This window comes from Wenzhouxiangella sediminis, from assembly GCF_003410055.1.
GTDB lineage: Bacteria > Pseudomonadota > Gammaproteobacteria > Xanthomonadales > Wenzhouxiangellaceae > Wenzhouxiangella > Wenzhouxiangella sediminis.
Genome location: NZ_QUZK01000014.1, coordinates 11762 through 32050, shown reverse-complemented (window position 1 = coordinate 32050; position 20289 = coordinate 11762). Strand labels below are relative to the sequence as shown.

Here is a 20289-nt window from a genome sequence, read left to right as displayed (position 1 = left end):
CCTTTTTTGTGTAGCATAATCGGGTATGACCACCTCCCGATCGTCGAGCCGGCCCGCCTGGCTGAATCTCTATCCGCTCTACCAGTGGCTCGTCTACGTGCCCCTGATCGTGTTGGCGACCCTGGTCGGCGCCTTGCTGGCTGTGCCGCTGGCGCTGCTGGTCTCGCCGCGCCTGGCCAATCTCTGGGTCGCCGTGCCCTGGGGTCGCGTGCTGACCTGGCTGGTGCCCGTGCGCGTGGAGGTCGAAGGTCTCGAGCATATCGATGCGGAGCAGAGCTACGTGGTCGTCGCCAATCACCAGAGCCAGTTCGATATCCCGGTCATCTACGGGTGGATCGGCCTCGACCTGCGCTGGGTGGCCAAGGCCGAGTTGAGCCGGATTCCCTTCGTGGCGGCCGGGTGCCGTGCCATCGGGCACATCTTCATCGACCGCGCCGACCCCGACCAGGCGCGCAAGGCGATCAATCGCGCGGTCGGTCGCCTCAAGGCCGGTACCGGGCTGATGTTTTTCGCCGAGGGGACGCGCAGCCGTACGGGAGAACTGCTGCCCTTCAAGAAAGGCGCTTTCCGGGTGGCCATTGACCAGCAGTTGCCGATCCTGCCCGTGACCGTGGTCGACACGCGTGAGATCCTGCCCGCCAGGAGCCTGCGGATCCGGCCAGGACGCGTGCGCATGATCGTGCATGCGCCGATGGAAACCGCCGGATTGTCCCATAAGAGTTCGGGCGAGCTCCGCCGCCGCTGCCACTCGATCGTCGCCGGTGCCTTGCCGCAGGGCAGCGCAGCCTGATGCATCTTCGGCGACCCGATCCCGACTATGCTGGATCGAAGCGGGCGCAGCGCAATTTCTGGCTCGCCGTCCGCCTGACCGCGGGCTTCATCGCGGTGATGTGGTCGGTCTTTCTATTCGACTGGATCGCCGGGCTGGATCTTGCCCGATTCGGCTTGCGCCCACGCGAGGGCGTGGGGCTGCTGGGCCTGGCCACCACGCCCTTGCTGCATGCGCACCTGGCGCATATCGCATCCAACACCGTGCCGCTGTTCATCGGCGGGGTGGCGATGTTGTTCCTTTACCCGAATTCCGCACTCAAGGCGCTGCCGGTGATGTATTTGGGCAGCGCGGCCCTGGCCTGGGTGATCGGGCGTTCCAGTCTGCACATCGGGGCCAGCGGTCTGGTATACGCCATCCTGGCTTTCGTTTTCGTTTCGGGAATACTCAAGCGCGATCTGCGTTCGGTGGGCGTGTCCCTGATGATCTGGTTCCTGTACGGATCGATGCTCTGGGGCGCGTTGCCCGTCAATGCCTCGAGCAGCTGGGAACTGCACGCCAGCGGCATGATGATCGGCGTGATCCTGGCCTTCGTGTTTCGCGACGACGACCGCCCGCCGGTCAAGCGCTACGATTGGGAGTGGGACGAAGAGTTCGGCGAGGAACTGGAAGATCGGCACGAACGTCGGCCCGGTGATCCCTGGCCGTGAGGAGCGAGAGGTAGCAATCATGATCAGAAAACTGTTCGGCATCCTGCTGGCGCTGGTGGTGGCCCTGATCGTCATCGGCTTCCTGCTGCCGACGAGCGTGGAAGTCGAGCGCTCCCGCGTGGTGGAACATCGGCAGGACGTCGTCTACGAGGTCCTGGCCGACCTGCGACACTTCACCCACTGGGCTCCCTGGCTGGCACGCCGGCAGGACATGGAATGGCGCCTCGAGGGCCCCGTTCAGGGCGTCGGCGCCACGCTGGTCTGGCACGAAACGCCGGAGTCCGAGGCGAGTCGGCTGTGGATCGTCTCGGCGGAAGCGCCACGTCGTATCGACATGACGCTGGAACTCGGCGGAACCGAGGCGGACAGCTGGTTCGAGATCGTGGAAGGTGAAGGCGGTCGGGAAGTCCGCTGGGGGATGCGCATGGAATTCGGTGCGCTCGATCTCGTCGGCCGTTATGTCGGCCTGCTGCTGCCCGGTCTGGTGGGCCGCGACTACCGCGACGGGCTGGAGCGGCTCGACGAGTATCTCGCCCGCAGCCCGGGCCGGGTCCCCGAATTGCCTGAGCGATTCGACTCCGCCCGATGAACGAAAGGCCGGCCCTGCACGTGCTCGGCTGCGGTCGGGCGGCCCGGGCGGTCGCCCGCCGGCTTCTCGAAACCGGACTCGTCCGGCCCGGACTGATCGTCAATCGCAGCCTTTCGAGCGCGCGCCGCGCCGCTGAATTCCTGGGAGCCGGAGAGCCCGCCGAGCGACTGGACGAGCGGGTTGCCGACGGCTGGTTGATGCTCGGACTGCCCGACGGTGTGCTGGCGGACAGTGGGGGCGGAATCGGGCGCGTCTGCCCGTGGGCTCCGGCCCTGGTCTTCCACCTCTCCGGTTCGGTCGAAGCCGCGGCGCTGGAAGCAATCGGCGCGCTTCGCGCCGCCGTTCACCCGGTTCGGGCCTTTGCCGATCCGGAGTCCGCCGCCGCGCGTTTCGAGGGCACCTGGTGCGTGGCCGAAGGCGAGGATGCCGCACTGGATCTTCTCCGGCCCGTATTCGAGGCCGCCGGCGGGCGCTGGCTGCCGTTTTCAGCGGGTGACAAGTCGGCCTGGCATGCCGCGACGGTGGCGGCGAGCAATTTCCTGGTCACGATCCAGGACCTGGCCCGCGAGCTGGCCGATCGGGCCGGATTGCCCCGGGCGCAGGCTGCCGAAATCCTGTGCGACCTGCAACAGGGTGCGCTCGAAACCCTGCGCGAGAGGCCGCCCCGCGATGCCCTGACCGGGCCCATCGAGCGCGGGGACGCGGGAGCCTGCAGACGATTGGCCGCCGCGGCGTCCGGGCTGGATCCGCAACGCGCCCGGCTGTTTCACCAACTGGCTCGCGCGACCCTGGAACTTGCCCGGGACAAGCGGGGCGAGCGCGACGAAGACCGCGCGATCGAAGCCTTGTTTCCTCTCACCAGCGACTGAAGTCGACGCGCTCGATGGCAGAGCGCCAGTCGTCGACGGCGGCCGGCTCCGCGATGCCGCGGGCGATCGCGGCGCGAAAGAGTTCGCCGGAGAGCATGCGTACCCCCAGCCGCTCGAGGTGCGGGTTCCAGAGCTGGCAGTCGCAGAGCAGGAAGTCCCATTCGGCGAGGGCCCGCATTAGCGCGGCGAGCGCGATCTTGGAGGCGTCGCGCTGCCTGTGGAACTTGGACTCGGCGAAGAAGATGCGTCCCAGCGCCACGCCGTAGAGGCCCCCGACCAGTTCCCCTTCCTCGTTGAAGATCTCGATGCTGTGCGCATGGCCCAGCTCGTGAAGCCTGCCGTAGGCGCGCCGCATGGCCGCGGTGATCCAGGTGCCGTCCTGGTCATGCCGGGGTGCGGCGCAGGCGGCCACGACGGTGTCGAAGACCGTATCGGCGCGCACATCGAAGCGGCCTTGCCGGAGCGTGCGCCGGAATCGCCGGGACAGGTGCATGGCCTCGGGCAGCATCACCGCGCGCGGCTCGGGTGACCACCAGAGGATGGGGCCCGGTGCTTCGTACCAGGGAAAGATCCCGAGCGAATAGGCATGCAGCAGGCGCGCGGGGTGGAGGTCGCCGCCCCAGGCCAGCAGCCCGTCCTCGCGCGGGTTGTGCGCCGGATCGGGGAAGGGGCTGTCGGGCGCTTCGCCCAGTCGCGGGACCTGCTCTGGCATCATCCGGTCCTGAAGGGATCGAGTTCCGCGAGCCGCTTGCTGCGCTCTTCCAGGAACTCGCCCTCGGCGGCCAGCCAGCGGCTCACGCCTTCGCGCAGGCCCGGGTGGCGGATGTAATGAAAGGAGCGCGTCGGGCGCGGCAGGAAGCCCCGCCGGATCTTGTGCTCGCCCTGGGCGCCGGGCTCGAACCACTCGATTCCTTCGCGGATACAGTAGTCGATGCCCTGGTAGTAGCAGGTTTCGAAGTGCACGTCCCGGGTTTCCACGAGGCTCCCCCAGTAGCGCCCGTAAAGGCGTTTCGCGTCGCGCCAGAATACCGCGCAGGCGAGGTCTTCGCCGTCGCGTTCAGCGATGCACACGAGGAACTCCCGGCCGAATCGGGCCGCGGCTTTCTCGAAGAAGTCACGGTTGAGCGAGGGCAGGTTGCCGTAGACGGCGAAGGTGGTCTGGTAGCAGCGATCGACCAGGTCCAGCTCGCATTCGTCGAGGGAAGCGCCGTGTCTCCAGCGAAAGCGCCAGCCTTGTTCATGCACGCGCCGGCGCTCGGCGCGGATGTTCTTGCGCGGCTTGCGCCGCAGCCGGGAGAGAAATTCGTCGAAATCACGGTAGCCGTCGTTGCGCCAGTGGTATTGCCAGTCGAAGCGCTCGAGCCAGCCGGCCTCGCGCAGTATGTCGGCGTCGTCGGCGTCGCAGAAATTCACCCCGGCCGACCACAGCCCCAGCTCGCCGACGAGCGTTTCCATGCGCCGGACCAGGTCCAGCGCGGCGGACGGGTGGTCGGCCGACCCGAGCAGGCGAGGCCCGGTCACGGGGGAGAAGGGCGCGGCGACCAGCAGCTTGGGGTACCAGGGCATGCCGGCCCGGCCGGAGGCCTGCGCCCAGGCGAAGTCGAAGACGAATTCGCCATGGGAGTGATCCTTGAACCAGGCGGGTGCGGCGCAGATCAGCGAACCGTCGTCCCGTGCCTCGGTGAGGGGGCAGGGCCGCCAGCCCGTGTCCGCGCCGGTGCAGCCGGCCTCCTCGGCGCTGGCCAGGAAACGCCAGTCCACGAACGGGCCGGTCGAGTCGCACAACCCGTTCCAGGCCACCTCGCCGATGCTCGAGAACGGCCTTTGGAGATCCGGCGATTCAGTCCTGCTGTTCGTCAAGGTAGCGTTCGGCGTCCAGTGCGGCCATGCAACCGAAGCCGGCCGATGTCACGGCCTGGCGGTAGACATGGTCGGCCACGTCGCCGGCGGCGAATACCCCGGGCACGGAGGTGGCCGTGGCCATGCCGTTCTGGCCGGTGCGGATATGGATGTAGCCGTCGCTCATCTCCAGCTGGCCCTCGAAGATCTTGGTGTTCGGATCGTGGCCGATGGCGATGAATACGCCGTCGAGATCGACATCGCCGGTCTCGCCGCTGGTCACGTGCTTGATGCGCATGCCCGTGACGCCGTCGTCGTCGCCGAGGACTTCGTCGAGCACGTGGTTCCAGCGGATTTCCACCTTGCCCTCGGCTTCCTTCTGGAACAGGCGTTCCTGGAGGATCTTCTCGGCACGCAGCTCGTCTCGGCGGTGCACCAGGGTGACCTTGCTGGCGATGTTGGCCAGGTAGAGGGCCTCTTCGACCGCCGTGTTGCCCCCGCCGATGACCGCCACCGGCTTGCCGCGATAGAAGAAGCCGTCGCAGGTCGCGCAGGCCGAGACGCCGCGGCCCTTGAAGGCCTCCTCGGAGGGCAGGCCCAGGTAGCGGGCCGAGGCGCCGGTGGCGATGATCAGGCTGTCGCAGGTGTAGACGCCGCTGTCGCCCTCGAGGCGGTAGGGTTTCTGCGACAGGTCGGCAGTGTGGATGTGATCGAAGACGATCTCGGTGTCGAAGGCCTCGGCGTGGGCGCCCATCTGCTGCATCAGTTCCGGACCCTGAAGATCGGGATAGCTGCCCGGCCAGTTTTCCACGTCGGTGGTGGTGGTCAGCTGGCCGCCCTGCTCGATGCCGGTGATCACGGCGGGGGCGAGGTTGGCGCGGGCGGCGTAGATCGCTGCGGTGTAGCCTGCGGGGCCGGATCCGAGGATCAGCAGCCGGAAATGACGGGGGTCGGACATGTATAATTTCTCCGTTTCGGGCCGGGCGATTCAAAGGCAATGACTTGTGGTCGGCCGCCTCCCAATCCAAGTCGGGCCGGTCGTTGATCGGTCCTTTTATTTTGGCAGTTTTGAAGGAGCCTGAAAGATGCGAATCGGAATTCCCCGCGAGATCAAGACCCTGGAAGGCCGTGTGGCCCTGGTGCCGGCGGCCTGCGGTGACCTGGTCCAGGCAGGGCACGAGGTCTTCATCGAGGCCGGGGCGGGCAGCAAGAGCGGTTTCTCCGACGAGGACTTCAAACAGGTCGGCGTCGAGGTGCTGCCGGATGCCGAAGCGCTCTACGGCAAGGCCGAACTGGTGGTCAAGGTCAAGGAGCCCATCGAGGGCGACCTGCAGCACCTCCGTTCCGACCATCTTCTGTTCTGCTACCTGCACCTGGCCGCAGAGCCGAAGCTGACCGAACGCCTGCTCGACATCGGCCTGACCGGCGTGGCGTTCGAGACCGTCGAAGAGGCCGACGGCTCCCTGCCGCTACTGGCGCCCATGAGCAATATCGCCGGGCGTATCGGCGTGCAGGTCGGCACGCACCTGCTGCACCAGCCCGAGGGCGGCCGCGGTGTGCTGCTGGGCGGCCTGCCCGCCGCCGATCGCGGCCACGTGGTGGTGCTCGGCGCCGGTGCGGCCGGTGGCAATTCCGCTCGCCTGGCGGCATCCTCCGGCGCGCGGGTCACGGTGTTCGACAAGCGCCAGGATCGCCTGGCCGAGATGATGGACATCGGTCCCAACGTGACGGCTCTGTATCCCTACGGCGAGACCGTCGCCGATTTCGTTTCCAAGGCCGACCTGGTCATCGGCGCGGTGCTGGTCACCGGCGCGCGTGCCCCGCACGTCATTTCGCGCGAGATGATCTCTTCGATGAACGAGGGGGCGGTCGTGGTCGATATCTCGGTGGACCAGGGCGGCTGCGTGGAAACCACGCGTCCGACGACCTATGCCGACCCGACCTACCAGGTCGACGGCGTGACCCATTTCGCCGTGACCAACATGCCCGGCGCGGTGCCGCGTACCTCCAGCCAGGCGCTGTCGGCCGCCATCCTGCCTTACGTGCAGCACATGGCCCGGCCGGAATGGGCGGGCGTCGAGGCGCTTTCGCGCGGCGTGAACGTGCGCGGCGGCGAGCTTGTGCATCCGGCCCTGAAGCAAGCATAATCAGTCAATTGCGAATCGAACTTGAAGCAGGGTAGCAGGTGAGCCAGCGCGCGAAGAAGAGCGAAAAGGTCGACGAATCCGCGCTGGCCATGAAACGGCGTCTCTCCGAGGCGCTGTTCCTGCTGATCCTCGTCGCGGCCGTCTACCTGCTGCTGTGCCTGGTCAGTCACGACGCGTCCGACCCGGGCTGGTCGCGGGCCGCGGCCGATTCCGACATCGACAACCTCGGCGGCGCTTTCGGCGCCTGGCTGGCCGACCTGTTCCTCGTCCTGTTCGGTTACATGGCGTATACGGCGCCCCTGCTGATCGGTTTCGCCGGTTTTCGGGTATTGAGCGAACGCGGTGAACCCGCAGGCCTGCCGGAGTGGAGCGTTCGGACGGCGGGCCTGCTGCTGGCAGTGCTGACCGGCTGCATGCTGCTTTCGATGCAGGCGCCCGATGGCGGGTCCCACCCCGGCGGCGGCGTCATCGGGGATGTGCTGTCCGGGCCCATGGTCGGCACCATGGGGCTGACCGGCGGCGTGCTCATCAGTCTGAGCATCTTTTTGGGGGGTATCACGCTGTTTACCGGCCTGTCGTGGATCGACGTGGTCGACCGCACCGGCCGTTTCGCCCTGAGCGCTTTCGCCTGGTCGGCAGAGAAGCTGGTCCAGGGCCGCGACTGGTTCGCGGGGCGGCGTGCCCGTGCCGAGCGCGAAGAGGTTCGCAAGCGCGATTCGATCAAGCGCAAATCGCGCAAGGAAGTGCGGATCGAGCCGCGCGTCGAACCCGAGATCAGCAAGCCCGAGGAAAAGAAGGCGCGGCAGCAGCCGCTGTTCAAGAACCTCTCGCCCGGGGAACTGCCGCCGCTGGAGCTTCTCGACGAGGCACCGGCCAAGCGGGCGGGCTATTCCGAGGAAGCGCTCAAGGCCATGAGCCGCCAGGTCGAGCTCAAGCTGGCCGACTTCGGTGTCGAAGTCGAGGTCGTTGCCGTGCACCCCGGCCCGGTCATCACCCGCTTCGAACTGCAGCCGGCACCGGGGGTCAAGGGTGCGCAGGTTTCGAATCTCTCCAAGGACCTGGCGCGGGGGCTGAGCGTGATCTCGGTCCGCGTCGTCGACGTCATCCCCGGCAAGAGCGTCATCGGCCTGGAGATCCCCAACCAGAACCGGGAGATCGTCTACCTGCGCGAGATCCTGGCCTCCGAGGCCTATGCGCGTTCGAGCTCGCCGCTGACCCTGGGCCTGGGCAAGAGCATCGCCGGCAAGCCGATGGTCGCCGACCTGGCCCGCATGCCGCACCTGCTGGTCGCCGGCACGACCGGATCGGGCAAGTCGGTGGCGATCAACGCCATGATCCTGAGCCTGCTCTACAAGGCCACGCCGGACCAGGTTCGCCTGATCATGATCGATCCCAAGATGCTGGAGCTGTCGGTCTACGAAGGCATCCAGCACCTGCTCACGCCGGTGGTCACCGACATGAAAGACGCTTCCAACGCGCTGCGCTGGTGCGTGGCCGAAATGGAGCGTCGCTACAAGCTGATGGCCTCGATGGGGGTGCGAAACCTGGCCGGTTACAACCGCAAGATCAAGGAAGCGGCCGACAAGGGGCAGCCGATCCCCGATCCCTTCGTGGACCCGTCTGAACTGGCTGAAGGTGAAGACAAGCCGGTGCTGGAGCAGCTCCCCTACATCGTGGTCGTGGTCGACGAATTCGCCGACCTGATGATGATCGTGGGCAAGAAGATCGAGCAGCTGATCGCTCGCCTGGCCCAGAAAGCGCGCGCCTCGGGCATCCATCTCATCCTGGCGACGCAGCGGCCGTCGGTGGACGTGATTACCGGCCTGATCAAGGCCAACATCCCTACGCGCATGGCCTTCCAGGTGTCGTCCCGCGTCGATTCCCGGACCATCCTGGACCAGCAGGGGGCCGAGCAGTTGCTGGGTCACGGCGACATGCTCTACCTGCCACCGGGTTCCGGCCTGCCCGAGCGTATCCACGGCGCCTTCGTCGACGACCACGAAGTGCACGCGGTGGTGGAGTCGCTCAAGCAGCAGGGCGAACCCGACTACCTCGACGAGGTGCTGTCCGAGACCCAGACCATGGCCGACGGCCAGCAGATCGGGGCCACGGGCTTGCCGGAAGGCGGTGGCAGCGGCGATTCCGAGGACGAACTCTACGACAAGGCGGTCGCCTACGTGCTCGAGAGCCGGCGCGCCTCGATTTCGAGCGTACAGCGCCAGTTGCGCATCGGCTACAACCGCGCCGCGCGCCTGATCGAGGACATGGAGGCCCAGGGCGTGGTCAGTCCGCCAGAGCACAACGGCCAGCGGGAAGTGCTCGCACCCAAGCCGCCGCCGCGCGACTGAGTCAGTCGCCGTTCAGCGTGGTCGGAGCACACTCTCAAGCGCAACGCTTCGAAGGAGAATGTCCGAGATGATCATCGATTGGCTGGCCGCGTTCCTGCTGACGGTTTCCGCTTCCGGGACGCCGCAGGACGGCAGGGCGCAACTGGACGCTTTCGCCGACGGCCTCGACACCCTGTCGGGGCGCTTCGAACAGGTGACGATCGACGCCGAAGGCCGCATCACCGAAGAGTCGTCGGGCGAGCTCTACTACTCGCGTCCGGACCGCTTTCGCTGGAGCTACGGCGAGCCCTTCCCGCAGGAGATCGTCGCCGACGGCGAAAAGCTCTGGCACTATGACGTTTCCCTGGAGCAGGTCACTGTGCGTGATCAGCCGGGCGCGGACCAGTCGCCCCTGCTGGTCCTGATGCGGCCGGAGCTGCTCGACCGCTTCTACCGGGTGACGGCTTCGGGGCGGGAACTGATCGAGTTCGAACCGCTCGAGGAGGGCACCGACATCGTCGAGGGCCGGCTGGTCTTTCGCGACGGACTGCCCTGGCAGCTCGAGCTGCAGGACAGCTTCGGCCAGCTGACGCGTCTGCGCCTGCTGGAGCTGACGCGCAATCCGCAGCTCGATGCCGAGCTGTTCGAATTCACCGTGCCCGAAGGCGTGGACGTACTCGAAGGCTATTGAGCGAACCGGGCCTTGGGTCGCTTTTGCCTGTTCAGCCCGCCGGTTTGTCGAAAGCCTGTGCGGAGGCTTCGTCTTCCGGGCGCGTGAGGATCTCGACGGACTGACGGGCCTGATCCAGCATCTCGTGGCAATGCTTGGACAACTCGACGCCGCGCTTGAAGCGCTCGAGCGACTCGGCCAGGCTGAGATCGCCGGACTCGAGCGCTTCGACCAGTCCTTCCAGTTCGGCCAGCGAGGTCTCGAAATCCGGCGCTTCCCCGGACTTTTCCGCGCCTGAACCCTTGGTGCTTGCAGCTTGCTTGCTCATGCGCCCGATTCTAACCCAGCTTTCGCCAAACGGCGTGGCCCGGTCTCCCAGACGAGCGTCTGTCCGCGCCGCTCGAGCAGCCGCCGGAAGTCGGGAGAGAGCCAGCGTGCCCCCAGCGCCACCAGGCGGCCCTCCAGCCACAGGCGCGGCCACAGGTCTCTCTGCCAGGGCGGAACGCCGGCGTCGGTGAGCAGACGCTTGCAGTCGCGTCGTTCCTCGGCTTCGTGGATCCTAAAAGCGTCGTCTTCTCCCGGGCTGCCGACGGCCAGGCCCAGTGCCGGTCCAGCGGCGCCGGCGAGCTTCATGACGCCCAGCTGCCCGGGTAGGGACAGGGGTTCGATGCCGTTCCAGTCCAGGCGCCAGTCGCCGGTTTCAGGAACATCGACATCGAGCCAGAGGCGATCGCGCCACCGGCGCAGCACGGCCCGGTCCCAGCGCAGCTCCGGGCAGCGGTCGTCGGCAGCGGCGGAAAGCTGTTCAAGGAAAGTGTCCAGCCGTCGACCGGGTGGCGGTTCGAACCCCTCGCGAATGCACCAGGCGCGAATCGCCGCTCCGCGGTAGTAGTCGCTGTCGGCGGCCAGTCGCTCCAGTCGCAGTGCAGCGCTTTCGTCGGGTGCGTTTTCGAGATCTCGCGCCACCTGCTCGGCGACAAAATCGGCCGCTCCCCGGCACAGGCGGCCGCTGCGCAGGAGGGCCCGGTCGGCGCCGGCCCACCGTTCGCGCAGCGCGGGCAAAATCTCCTGGCGAAGGAAGTTGCGGTCGAAGTCGGGGCAGTCGTTCGCCGGGTCGCGAATGCAGTCGAGTCGGTGGCGCTCGAGCCAGCGTTCGATGTCGGATCGCGTCCATCCCAGCAAGGGGCGGACCAGCCACCCCGGGCCGAATCGGCGAACGGCCGGAATACCCGCCAGGCCGTCGGGTCCCGCGCCTCGCAGCAGTCTCAGAAGGACCGTTTCAGCCTGGTCGTCTGCATGGTGGGCGGTGAGCAACGCGTCGTCGGTCGCCATGCTCCGCTCGAGGGCCATGTAGCGGGCGCGGCGGGCGCTGGCCTCGGGACCCTGTTCGGCTTCGACCTCGACGCGGAGAATTTCGCAGGCCACGCCCAATCGAGCGGCGATGGCGGCGGCGCGCCGGGCGCGCTCGCCGCTTTCGGGATCGAGGCCGTGGTCGACGTGGATGCAGGCGAGCTCCCGTCCGGGCTCGGCCCGCGCGAGCAGGTGAAGCAGGCAGACCGAGTCGGGTCCGCCGCTGAAGGCCACGACGATGCGACCGCGGCCGGGCAGGGTGGTCGGATCGGGGAAGTCGGCCGGCATGGCCGCGGCAGGCGCCTCAGGCCTGCTCGAAGGCCCCGTGCGCCATCAGCCGCTGGTAGCGTTCGGACAGCAGGGTCTCGACCGGCTGGCTGGCGAGGTAATCGATCTGGGCAACGATGGTCTCCCGGATCCGAACGGCAACCTCGTGCGGAGAGCGGTGCGCGCCCCCGGCGGGCTCCTTGATGACCTTGTCGATGAGCTTGAGCTTCTTGAGCTTGTTGGCCGTCAGGCTCATGGCTTCGGCGGCCACCGGCGCCTTGTCGGCGCTCTTCCACAGAATCGAGGCGCAACCTTCCGGTGAGATGACCGAGTAGATGCTGTACTGGAGCATGGTGGTGCGGTCGCCGACGCCGATGGCCAGGGCGCCACCGGATCCGCCTTCGCCGATGACGAAGCAGATGACGGGAACGGGCAGGCGCGCCATCACGGCCAGGTTACGGGCGATGGCCTCGGACTGACCCCGTTCTTCTGCGCCGACCCCGGGATAGGCGCCGGGCGTGTCGATGAAGGTCACGATGGGCATTCTGAAGCGCGCGGCCATTTCCATCAGGCGCTGGGCCTTGCGGTAGCCTTCCGGGCGCGGCATGCCGAAGTTGCGGTAGACCTTCTCGCGCGTGTCGCGGCCCTTCTGGTGGCCGATGAGCATGACGCTGAGCCCGTCGAGCATCGCCGGGCCGCCGACGATGGCGTGGTCGTCGGCGAAATGGCGGTCGCCGTGCAGCTCCTCGAAGCGATCGAACACCATGGGCACGTAGTCGAGCGTGTAGGGGCGCTGGGGATGCCGCGCCAGCTGCGAGATTTGCCAGTCGCTCAGCTCCGAGAAGATCGTCTCGGTGCGCTCCCGGCACTTCTGTTCGAGGCGCTGGATTTCTTCCTCCAGGTTCATGGAGACGCCGGAGCCGACGTTTCGCAGCTCGCGGATCTTGGCCTCGAGCTCGGCGATGGGCTGTTCGAAATCGAGATAGTTCGGGTTCATTCGGTCTTGGGGCTGCCGCTGGTCAATCGACGAGTATAACGTTGTCGTTACAGGGGATGAACCCCGACGGCGACGGGGCCGCGCGGGATTCGCGCGATGTCGAAGTTGGCCAGGGCCCAGTTCATCTGGGTATCGAGCCATCGTGCGCCCGCCGGTGGCTCGTGGCCGAGAGCGCGCAAGGCAAGGCGCAGGGCTTCCGCGCGCGGACGGGCGATAACCGGGTCGTCGTCGTCGGACTTGCTCAGCTTGCGTCCGTTGTCGTCGGTGACGATCGGCAGGTGCATCCAGTCCGGCGGCTTCAGGCCGAGACGGCGGTAGACCAGCAGCTGGCGCGGCGTGGAATCGATCAGGTCCGCGCCGCGGACCACTTCCGTGATTGCCGAGGCCGCGTCGTCCACCACGACGGCCAGCTGGTAGGCAATCAGTCCGTCGCCGCGCAGGATGATGAAATCGCCCCCCATGCGACCGGGGTGGTCGCAATACTCGCCCTGAACCGCGTCGACGAAGCATTCGATTTCCGCGTTGTCGGTGCGCATGCGGACGCTGCGGGGTTCGCGTCCGGGCGGCAAACCGTGCCGGCAGGTGCCCGGGTAGATGCCGTCATCCGGCAGGTCGCGACGGCTACATCCGCACCAGTAAGCCGCGCCGCTGTCGAGCAACTGCTGCAATGCCTTCTGGTGCAGCGCGGCGGAGCGACTCTGGTAGGCGACCGGGGCATCCGGAACGAGGCCGAATGCGGCCAGTGTCTCGACCTGCTCCTCGGCAGCTCCCGGCACTTCGCGGGGCGGGTCGAGGTCCTCGATGCGCACGAGCCAGCGGCCGCGGAGGCTGCGCGCGCGCAGGTAGCTGCCCACGGCCGCCACCAGGGAGCCGAAGTGCAGGGCGCCCGTGGGCGACGGGGCGAAGCGGCCGATGTAGGCGGGCGGGGCGCCGTCGGGGGCCGTCATGAAAGGACTTGGAAAGGCACGCGCATGCCGCCATTTTAGCCATCGAATCGTCCTGTTCGGAGACAAAGTCGTCATGCGCAGAATCGTCCTCTTCCTGGCCACCAACCTGGCGGTCCTGGTCGTTCTCGGCACGGTGATGAACCTGCTCGAGCCCTGGCTCGTGCGGCAGGGCATCGACGTCAACAACGCCGCGATCCTGATCATCGCCGTGGTCTTCGGCATGGGTGGCGCCATCGTGTCGCTGCTGATGTCGAAGAAGATCGCGCTGATGAGCACGCGCGCCCACGTCATCGAGAAGCCGCGCAACGGCACCGAGCAATGGCTGGTCGACACCGTCGCCAGACAGGCGAAGGAGGCGGGCATCGGGATGCCCGACGTCGCAATCTACGATGCGCCCGAGCCCAACGCCTTCGCGACCGGCGCATCGCGCAACAACGCCTTGGTCGCCGTCAGCAGCGGCCTGCTTCAACACATGCGCCCCAACGAGGTCGAGGCCGTGCTCGCCCACGAGGTGTCCCACGTCGCCAACGGCGACATGGTCACGATGACGCTGCTCCAGGGCGTACTCAATACCCTGGTGCTGCTGCTTTCGCGCGTGCTCGGCCAGATCATCGACCGCGCCGTGTTCCGCAGCGAGCGCGGCTACGGTCCGGGCTACTTCCTCGTCGTCATCGTGCTGCAGATCGTGCTCGGCATCCTCGCAAGCATGATCACCATGGCCTTTTCGCGCTGGCGCGAGTTCCGGGCCGATGCCGGTGGCGCAAAGCTCGCCGGCCGCCAGAACATGATCGCGGCGCTGAAACGCCTCGGACAGGTTCACGGTCCGGCGCAGCTGCCGGAATCGGTCGAAGCCTTCGGAATTCGCGGACGAGTCGGCGGGGGCATCAGGCGCCTGCTGATGAGCCATCCGCCGCTGGAGGAGCGCATTCGGGCCCTGTCGGAAGGGGCGCGGTAGGCGGCGCAGCCGCCGCTTTAGGCCGACGCCTCTTCGCGCACGAACTCGCCCTGCACGAGGATAATCCCGAACTGCCATAGCGTGGCCAGGTCGCCGGTGTTCTCGACCTTGGGCGCGATGATGCGGGTGTCGTGTTCGCGAGCGTGGGCGACGAGGGTGGAGAGCTTCTGTCGCAGCGCGTCGTTGCCGCTCAAGTCCTGGATCATTTCCGGTGCCAGGCGGAGGAAATCGACGCTCAGGTGGCGCAGCAGGCTCTCGGCGGGTGCCTCGGGTCCGACGTCGCACAGCGCGAAACGGCAGCCGCTTTCGCGGAAGCGTTCGATGAAGCTCTGCACGGGCCGAAGCTTCTCGCGAATCTCGGGTTCACGGAAGCCGAAGATCATCCGCTTGGGATCCAGGCTGGGATCGCCCAGGCGCTTGAACAGGTCGAGCGCGGACTGTTCGTCGGTGATGGTCTCCAGGCTCAGCGGCACAAGCCACTGGCCGTTCTCGTCGTTGCGTTCGTTGGCCAGGGCCTGCAGGCGATCCATCATGTCGGCATCGACCTTGGGGGCCAGGCCCACGCGCGACGCGATATGCATGTAGACCGAGGGCAGGACGACCTCGTCGCTGTCTTCGGGCCGCAGCCGGGTTTCCACTTCGCTGATCAGGAATTCGTCGTCTTCCATGCTGGTGATCGGCGAGGTCACCAGCCCGAACTCGTCGTGGTCGAGCGCGTGCCGCAGGCGCTCCGCCCAGGCGGCATCGTCCTCGTCGCCTTCGGCCGATACGCGGGGGCGGTAGCGCACGAAGCCGTTTCCGCCGGCGCGCAAGGCTTCGGCCAGGGCCGATTCGGCCTGCTCGATCAGGGCCTCGGGGTGGGGCAGCTCGCTGCCGGCGATGGCCAGGCCGACGCCCACGGAGACCGTCAGGCTGTTGTCGCGCACGTCGATGATGCGTCCCGAGCAGTTCTCCACGATATCGCTGGCGAGTTTCTCGGCCTGCGCCCTGTCGTCGCAGTCGGCGATCAGCGCGAAGGTGTGATCTCGCAACCGCGCCATCGTGTAATCCTTGCCGACCACATCTCGGAACAGATCGCCGGTGCCGCTGACGAGGTCGTCGGTGGCCCCCACGCCGACCTTGTCGAGCAATTCGTCGTGGTTGTCGAGTGAAAGCGCCAGGACCGACAGGCCGGCGGTATCGGCGCGGCCGTCAACCGTCTGGTTGAGCAGGTCGATGAAGGCCGGCGCGTTGAGCATGCCCGTCAGCAGGTCGGAGGTCTTGAGCTTGCGAAGTTCTTCCTCGAGCTCCGGATCGGACCCGGCGACCTTTTCGCGAACCAGCATCTGGGCGCAGTATTCGCCGCCGTAGCGTGCCGGCGAGAAGTCCACCGAAGCGGTGAAGGCGGAGCCGTCCTGGCGGTGCGCGTTGAGCTGCAGGGGTTCGTCCGGAAGTTCGTCACGGGCGATGGCCTTGAGCACCTGCTTGAGATCCGGCACTTCGTCGCTGGCCGAGAGCAGGTCGAGCATCGAAAGGCCCTCGAGATCCTCGAAGGATTCGAAGTCGAACAGTTCCAGGTACGCCCGGTTGGCGTAGATGTGCAGTCCTTCGTGGATGTAGGCGATGGCCTCGCTGGAACTGTCCAGAAGCAGAGTGTAGCGGTCCTCGATGTCGGCCAGGCTTTTGAGCGCCTGGTCCGCGTCCTTGCGCGCCCGCAGTGATTCGACCTGGCTGAGCGCCAGGCGCTTGAGCTGCCGCAGTCCGGCCTGGTTGACGAAACCCTCCACACCGACGGCGGCCACAGCCATCGCCGAACTCGTGTCCTCTTCCTCGATCATCGCGAGCACCGGCACGAAGCGGTCCTGTTCACGGGCTGCCCGCACGCTGGATTCGAACAGCGGCAGGTCGGCGGAATCGACCTTGACGACCACCATGTCGACGCGCTCGGACTCGAACGTGCGCGACACGGCGTTGCCGGTGTCGGCGAACAGGGTTCGCACGCCGGCATCGTCTCCGAGCATCTGCTGGAGCTGGCGCGGCGCGGACGGATCGTCGGTGACGGTGAGAATGCGGATTTCGGTCGGCTGGTTGGCCATCAGGGCTGCCTGTGTCTCGTATCGTGTTGAATCTTATCGCTGCTGAGCGGCCGATTAAAGTACCGGCAGCTTGTAGGGTTCGCCGGCGACCTCGCGAACCAGTCGGGGAACAAGATAACCCGACAGCTCCCGCCGCAGGGCGTCCATCATCTCGAGGGCCCGGAACGAATCGGTATCGAAACGATGGGCGCCGGACACCGGGTCGAGCAGATGGAGATAGTAGGGCAGGGCGCCGGCCTCGAAAGAGCGCCGCATCAGGTCGGCAAGTCTCGGCGATGAATCGTTAATCCCGGCCAGCAGGACCGCCTGGTTGAGCAGGTGCACGCCCCGCATCCGCAATCCTTGCAGGGCCTCGCAGACCGCTGCGTCGAATTCGTTGGCGTGATTGGCGTGAATCACCATGACCACCGGCCAGGGCAGTTCGCCGAGCCAGTCGAGCAGGTCGGTGGTGACGCGGTCGGGAAGAATGACCGGCAGACGGGTGTGAATGCGAAGCCGCCGGATGTGGGGAATGCCGGCCAGCCGCGCGGTCAATTCCCGGAGCCGCCGGGTGGGCAGCATCAGCGGATCCCCGCCGGAGAGGATGATTTCCTCGATGCTGTCGTCGGAGGCGATGTAGTCGATCGCCGCGCGCCACTGACCGGATCCGGCATGCTGGTTGGCGTAGGGAAAGGCCTGGCGAAAGCAGTAACGGCAATGAACGGCACAGGCGCCGGTTGTGATCAACAGCACGCGGCCGCGGTACTTGTGAAGCACGCCGCGTTCGGCCGAGCTCGCGCCGTCGCCCACGGGGTCGTCGCTGAAGCCTGCCGCGACTTCCGATTCCTGGCGTTCGGGGAGAACCTGGAGCAGCAGCGGGTCCTGCCGGTGTCCCGGGCGCATCCGGTCGATGAAGGCCTGGGGTACCAGCATCGGAAAGCGGCTCACGGCAGGCTCGTCGCCCGGCGCCAGGCCCAGCTTCTCGAGCAACACGGCAGGGTCGCGGACCGCCCGTTTGATCTGGTCGCGCCAGTCTGCTTGCTTGGGTGCAAACGTCGTTCGCGCTAAACTATCCGTTTTCATTGGTCAGCTTTGCTGGCATCCAGAAGAATCATCGCCCCGAGCCCCGCGGCCGGGGCGTCATTGTAATCCGGAGTGATCATGGCAACCTACAGTACCAACGAGTTCAAATCGGGCCTGAAGATCATTCTCGACGGTGATCCCTACAACATCGTCGAGAACGAGTTCGTCAAGCCGGGCAAGGGCCAGGCTTTCAGCCGGGTCAAGGTCCGCAACCTGCTGACCGGGCGAGTGATCGAGCGGACCTTCAAATCCGGAGACACGGTCGAGGCCGCCGATGTGTTCGAAAAGGAAGTCCAGTATCTCTACAGCGACGGAGAGTTCTGGCATTTCATGGATCCCGAGACCTTCGAGCAGCTTCCCGCCGACGAGAAGGCCATCGGCGACTCGGCCAAGTGGCTCAAGGAAGAGGACATGTGCCAGGTGACGCTCTGGAACGGTGCGCCGATCCAGATCCTGCCGCCCAATTTCGTCGAGCTGAAGGTCGTCGAGACCGATCCCGGGTTGAAAGGCGACACTTCCGGCAGCGGCGGCAAGCCCGCGCACCTCGAAACCGGCGCGACGGTTCGTGTCCCGTTGTTCGTGCAGGAGGGCGAGGTCATCAAGGTGGACACGCGCACCGGCGAGTACATGTCGCGGGTCAAGGACTGATCAAGTGAGTGCCGTTCGCGAAATCCTCCTTCCGCGCTGGGTCGTTCCGGTCCGGCCGGAAGGCGTCGTGCTCGAGAACCACGGCGTGCTGATCGAGGCCGGACGGATCGCCGCGGTGGGGCATGGCGATGAACTGCGCCGGGAATATCCCGATGCGACGGTCACCGAGCTGCCCGAGCGTGCGCTGATCCCCGGCCTGGTCAACATCCACACCCACAGCGCCATGGCGCTGATGCGCGGGCTGGCCGACGACCTGCCGCTGATGCGCTGGCTGGAAGATCACATCTGGCCGACCGAACAGCGCTGGGTCGGAGCGGAGTTCGTTCGCGTCGGTACCGACCTGGCCATGGCCGAGATGCTCAGGGGCGGCACGACCTGCTTCAACGACAACTATTTCTTCCCCGACGTGACGGCCGCCGCGGCCGACCGGGTCGGCATGCGGTCGGTCATCGGCATCCCGATCATTTCGGTGCCGACGGCCTGGGCCCAGACGGAGGACGAGTATTTCCGCCGCGGCCTGGACATGCACCAGCAGTTGCTCGACATGCCCCTGGTCTCTTCGGCCTTCGCGCCGCATGCGCCGTACACGGTCACCGACAAGGCCTTTCACCGGATCCGATCCCTGGCCGAGGAAATGGACATTCCGGTCCATCTGCACCTGCTGGAGACCGCCGGCGAAATCCAGGGCAGCATCGACCAGTACGGTCTCTCGCCCCTCGACCGCATGGACGTCCTGGGCCTGCTGACCGACCGGCTCCTGGCCGTGCACATGACCCAGCTCGACGATGCCGACATCGCCCGGCTGGCCCGCGCCGGCGTGCACGTGCTGCATTGTCCCGCCTCCAATCTCAAGCTCGCCAGCGGCATCTGTCGGGTCGCCGACCTCGACGCCGCCGGCGTCAACGTAGCCATCGGCACCGACGGGGCCGCCAGCAACAACACCCTGGACATGTTCGCCGAGACCCGCCTGGCCGCGCTGCTGGCCAAGGGCGCCAGCGGCGATCCCGAAGCCGTTCCGGCCGAACGTGCGCTTTCCATGGCCACGATCAACGGGGCGAAGGCGCTCGGTCAGGAAGATCGGATCGGCTCGATCGAAGTGGGCAAGTGCGCCGATCTGGCTGCCGTCGACCTGTCGGCGATGGAAACGTCACCGGTCCACCACGTCATCTCGCATTTGGTTTATGCGGCCTCGCGCAGCCAGGTGAGCGATGTCTGGATCGAGGGCCGCCGGGTGGTCGACGGCGGAGCCCTGACCACGCTGGATGCCGACCGGACCGCCCGGGAAGCGGAACAGTGGGGCAGGCGCCTGCTGGCCAGCGACCAGGGCGGCGCCGGGGAGATCCGGTCATGAATGCCGGCGTCTCCGGCGACAACGTCGATCCGCGCGAGTCGGGCAAGTTCGACGCCCTGGCGGCGCGCTGGTGGGATCCGGAGGGCGACTTCAGGACCCTGCACGACATTAACGGTCCCCGGGTCGAGTTCCTGTCCGAGCGCGTGCCCCTGGCGGGCCGCCGCGTTCTGGACGTGGGCTGCGGCGGCGGCGTGCTGAGCGAGGCCCTGGCCGAGCGCGGGGCTCAGGTGATCGGCATCGACGCGGCCTCGAGAGCCCTGGAAGTGGCGCGGCTGCACACGGCCGAGAGCGGTTTCGAGATCGACTACCGTCACGTGACCGCTGAGTCGCTGGCACAGGAGGCCCCCGCGGCTTTCGACGTCGTCTGTTGCCTGGAGATGCTCGAGCACGTACCCGATCCGGCGCAGACGGTCGAAGCCTGCGCCGAACTGTGCCGGCCCGGCGGTCACCTCCTGTTCAGCACGATCAACCGATCACCGCTGGCCTGGGCGACGGCCATCGTGGGCGCCGAGTACGTACTTGGCTTGCTGCCGCGGGGTACGCATCGCTACGATCGGTTGATCCGGCCGGAAGAACTCGCCTCGGCCTGCCGGCGCAGCGGACTGAGAGTGGAGGAGATCACGGGCATGAGCTACAACCCCGTCTCCCGCACCGTGCACATCGGCGGCGTTCCCCGGGTGAACTACTTCCTTCTCGCCACGCGGCCGGAGTAAGCCC

The 20289-nt window shown here is 67.0% G+C and carries 20 protein-coding genes; 11 read left to right on the top strand and 9 right to left on the bottom strand.

The features are described from left to right. Positions 1-25: 25 nt before the first annotated feature. From DZC52_RS02700 to DZC52_RS02685, 4 genes are read left to right on the top strand one after another with little or no spacing between them, the layout of a single operon-like run. Positions 26-790 (top strand): lysophospholipid acyltransferase family protein, encoded by a 765-nt coding sequence (locus DZC52_RS02700; protein WP_116649578.1) that lies wholly within the window; start codon positions 26-28, stop codon positions 788-790. Further along, a complete protein-coding gene (locus DZC52_RS02695; protein ID WP_116649577.1) occupies positions 790-1479 on the top strand; it encodes a rhomboid family intramembrane serine protease in 690 nt (229 codons plus the stop codon). The genes DZC52_RS02700 and DZC52_RS02695 overlap by 1 nt, the downstream gene beginning before the upstream one ends. A 19-nt stretch (positions 1480-1498) precedes the next feature. Then, positions 1499-2068: an SRPBCC family protein gene (locus tag DZC52_RS02690; RefSeq protein ID WP_116649576.1), complete on the top strand. Its 570-nt coding sequence runs from the start codon at positions 1499-1501 to the stop codon at positions 2066-2068. Continuing rightward, on the top strand, positions 2065-2937 hold the full coding sequence (locus tag DZC52_RS02685) for a DUF2520 domain-containing protein (RefSeq protein ID WP_116649575.1): 873 nt from the start codon (positions 2065-2067) through the stop codon (positions 2935-2937). Before DZC52_RS02690 ends, DZC52_RS02685 begins: the two co-directional genes overlap by 4 nt. Here the strand turns inward: DZC52_RS02685 and aat are convergent. Genes aat through trxB form a run of 3 tightly spaced genes read right to left on the bottom strand, consistent with a single transcriptional unit; the run spans position 2924 to position 5734 of the window. Further along, on the bottom strand, positions 2924-3649 hold the full coding sequence (gene aat, locus DZC52_RS02680) for a leucyl/phenylalanyl-tRNA--protein transferase (protein ID WP_116649574.1): 726 nt from the start codon (positions 3647-3649) through the stop codon (positions 2924-2926). The two genes, DZC52_RS02685 and aat, sit on opposite strands and share 14 nt — an antisense overlap. Then, the gene (locus DZC52_RS02675; protein ID WP_116649573.1) at positions 3649-4797 is read right to left on the bottom strand and encodes a GNAT family N-acetyltransferase; all 1149 of its coding nucleotides are present in this window, start codon (positions 4795-4797) and stop codon (positions 3649-3651) included. The genes aat and DZC52_RS02675 overlap by 1 nt, the downstream gene beginning before the upstream one ends. Beyond that, complete coding sequence (trxB, locus tag DZC52_RS02670) at positions 4778-5734, bottom strand: thioredoxin-disulfide reductase (protein WP_116649572.1); 957 nt, start codon at positions 5732-5734, stop codon at positions 4778-4780. The genes DZC52_RS02675 and trxB overlap by 20 nt, the downstream gene beginning before the upstream one ends. 127 nt (positions 5735-5861) lie before the next feature. Between trxB and ald the strand changes: the two genes are divergently transcribed. The 3 genes from ald to lolA all read left to right on the top strand — a co-directional run bounded on the left by ald (position 5862) and on the right by lolA (position 9941). Then, positions 5862-6923: an alanine dehydrogenase gene (gene ald / locus DZC52_RS02665; protein WP_116649571.1), complete on the top strand. Its 1062-nt coding sequence runs from the start codon at positions 5862-5864 to the stop codon at positions 6921-6923. A gap of 89 nt (positions 6924-7012) precedes the next feature. Continuing rightward, on the top strand, positions 7013-9271 hold the full coding sequence (locus DZC52_RS02660; RefSeq protein WP_116649711.1) for a DNA translocase FtsK: 2259 nt from the start codon (positions 7013-7015) through the stop codon (positions 9269-9271). A 58-nt stretch (positions 9272-9329) separates the two neighbouring features. Continuing rightward, on the top strand, positions 9330-9941 hold the full coding sequence (gene lolA / locus DZC52_RS02655) for an outer membrane lipoprotein periplasmic chaperone LolA (protein ID WP_116649570.1): 612 nt from the start codon (positions 9330-9332) through the stop codon (positions 9939-9941). A 31-nt stretch (positions 9942-9972) separates the two neighbouring features. Here lolA and xseB read toward each other — a convergent pair whose 3' ends face one another. Genes xseB through gluQRS form a run of 4 tightly spaced genes read right to left on the bottom strand, consistent with a single transcriptional unit; the run spans position 9973 to position 13481 of the window. Continuing rightward, positions 9973-10248, bottom strand: a complete 276-nt coding sequence (gene xseB, locus DZC52_RS02650; RefSeq protein ID WP_116649569.1) for an exodeoxyribonuclease VII small subunit — start codon at positions 10246-10248, stop codon at positions 9973-9975. Continuing rightward, positions 10245-11558, bottom strand: a complete 1314-nt coding sequence (gene tilS, locus DZC52_RS02645; protein ID WP_116649568.1) for a tRNA lysidine(34) synthetase TilS — start codon at positions 11556-11558, stop codon at positions 10245-10247. Before tilS ends, xseB begins: the two co-directional genes overlap by 4 nt. Before the next feature lie 16 nt (positions 11559-11574). Then, a complete protein-coding gene (locus tag DZC52_RS02640) occupies positions 11575-12534 on the bottom strand; it encodes an acetyl-CoA carboxylase carboxyltransferase subunit alpha (RefSeq protein ID WP_116649567.1) in 960 nt (319 codons plus the stop codon). A 47-nt stretch (positions 12535-12581) separates the two neighbouring features. Next, positions 12582-13481, bottom strand: coding sequence for a tRNA glutamyl-Q(34) synthetase GluQRS (gene gluQRS / locus DZC52_RS02635; RefSeq protein WP_116649566.1), 900 nt, complete (start codon positions 13479-13481; stop codon positions 12582-12584). Positions 13482-13554: 73 nt separating this feature from the next. On the opposite strand from gluQRS, the gene htpX reads away from it, so the two are divergent. After that, positions 13555-14436, top strand: a complete 882-nt coding sequence (gene htpX, locus DZC52_RS02630; protein WP_116649565.1) for a protease HtpX — start codon at positions 13555-13557, stop codon at positions 14434-14436. Between the two features lie 17 nt (positions 14437-14453). Here htpX and DZC52_RS02625 read toward each other — a convergent pair whose 3' ends face one another. Together DZC52_RS02625 and epmB are read right to left on the bottom strand one after the other, a co-directional pair. Then, a complete protein-coding gene (locus tag DZC52_RS02625; RefSeq protein WP_116649564.1) occupies positions 14454-16511 on the bottom strand; it encodes an EAL domain-containing response regulator in 2058 nt (685 codons plus the stop codon). A gap of 54 nt (positions 16512-16565) precedes the next feature. Then, a complete protein-coding gene (epmB, locus tag DZC52_RS02620) occupies positions 16566-17573 on the bottom strand; it encodes an EF-P beta-lysylation protein EpmB (protein ID WP_116649563.1) in 1008 nt (335 codons plus the stop codon). Between the two features lie 78 nt (positions 17574-17651). Here epmB and efp point away from each other — a divergent pair, with 78 nt between their 5' ends. From efp to ubiG, 3 genes are read left to right on the top strand one after another with little or no spacing between them, the layout of a single operon-like run. After that, positions 17652-18221 carry an elongation factor P gene (gene efp, locus DZC52_RS02615; protein WP_116649562.1) on the top strand — a complete coding sequence of 190 codons (570 nt, stop codon included), beginning with the start codon at positions 17652-17654 and terminating at the stop codon, positions 18219-18221. Positions 18222-18225: 4 nt separating this feature from the next. Then, positions 18226-19572 (top strand): TRZ/ATZ family hydrolase, encoded by a 1347-nt coding sequence (locus DZC52_RS02610; RefSeq protein WP_116649561.1) that lies wholly within the window; start codon positions 18226-18228, stop codon positions 19570-19572. After that, positions 19569-20285, top strand: coding sequence for a bifunctional 2-polyprenyl-6-hydroxyphenol methylase/3-demethylubiquinol 3-O-methyltransferase UbiG (gene ubiG, locus DZC52_RS02605; RefSeq protein WP_116649560.1), 717 nt, complete (start codon positions 19569-19571; stop codon positions 20283-20285). Before DZC52_RS02610 ends, ubiG begins: the two co-directional genes overlap by 4 nt. Positions 20286-20289 lie beyond the last annotated feature (4 nt).

Coding starts and splice junctions, on each gene's coding strand:
- DZC52_RS02700 (WP_116649578.1), top strand. CDS start 26: ATGACCACCTCCCGATCGTCGAGCCGGCCCGCCTGGCTGAATCTCTAT.
- DZC52_RS02695 (WP_116649577.1), top strand. CDS start 790: ATGCATCTTCGGCGACCCGATCCCGACTATGCTGGATCGAAGCGGGCG.
- DZC52_RS02690 (WP_116649576.1), top strand. CDS start 1,499: ATGATCAGAAAACTGTTCGGCATCCTGCTGGCGCTGGTGGTGGCCCTG.
- DZC52_RS02685 (WP_116649575.1), top strand. CDS start 2,065: ATGAACGAAAGGCCGGCCCTGCACGTGCTCGGCTGCGGTCGGGCGGCC.
- aat (WP_116649574.1), bottom strand. CDS start 3,649: ATGCCAGAGCAGGTCCCGCGACTGGGCGAAGCGCCCGACAGCCCCTTC.
- trxB (WP_116649572.1), bottom strand. CDS start 5,734: ATGTCCGACCCCCGTCATTTCCGGCTGCTGATCCTCGGATCCGGCCCC.
- ald (WP_116649571.1), top strand. CDS start 5,862: ATGCGAATCGGAATTCCCCGCGAGATCAAGACCCTGGAAGGCCGTGTG.
- DZC52_RS02660 (WP_116649711.1), top strand. CDS start 7,013: ATGAAACGGCGTCTCTCCGAGGCGCTGTTCCTGCTGATCCTCGTCGCG.
- lolA (WP_116649570.1), top strand. CDS start 9,330: ATGTCCGAGATGATCATCGATTGGCTGGCCGCGTTCCTGCTGACGGTT.
- xseB (WP_116649569.1), bottom strand. CDS start 10,248: ATGAGCAAGCAAGCTGCAAGCACCAAGGGTTCAGGCGCGGAAAAGTCC.
- tilS (WP_116649568.1), bottom strand. CDS start 11,558: ATGCCGGCCGACTTCCCCGATCCGACCACCCTGCCCGGCCGCGGTCGC.
- DZC52_RS02640 (WP_116649567.1), bottom strand. CDS start 12,534: ATGAACCCGAACTATCTCGATTTCGAACAGCCCATCGCCGAGCTCGAG.
- gluQRS (WP_116649566.1), bottom strand. CDS start 13,481: ATGACGGCCCCCGACGGCGCCCCGCCCGCCTACATCGGCCGCTTCGCC.
- htpX (WP_116649565.1), top strand. CDS start 13,555: ATGCGCAGAATCGTCCTCTTCCTGGCCACCAACCTGGCGGTCCTGGTC.
- DZC52_RS02625 (WP_116649564.1), bottom strand. CDS start 16,511: ATGGCCAACCAGCCGACCGAAATCCGCATTCTCACCGTCACCGACGAT.
- epmB (WP_116649563.1), bottom strand. CDS start 17,573: ATGAAAACGGATAGTTTAGCGCGAACGACGTTTGCACCCAAGCAAGCA.
- efp (WP_116649562.1), top strand. CDS start 17,652: ATGGCAACCTACAGTACCAACGAGTTCAAATCGGGCCTGAAGATCATT.
- ubiG (WP_116649560.1), top strand. CDS start 19,569: ATGAATGCCGGCGTCTCCGGCGACAACGTCGATCCGCGCGAGTCGGGC.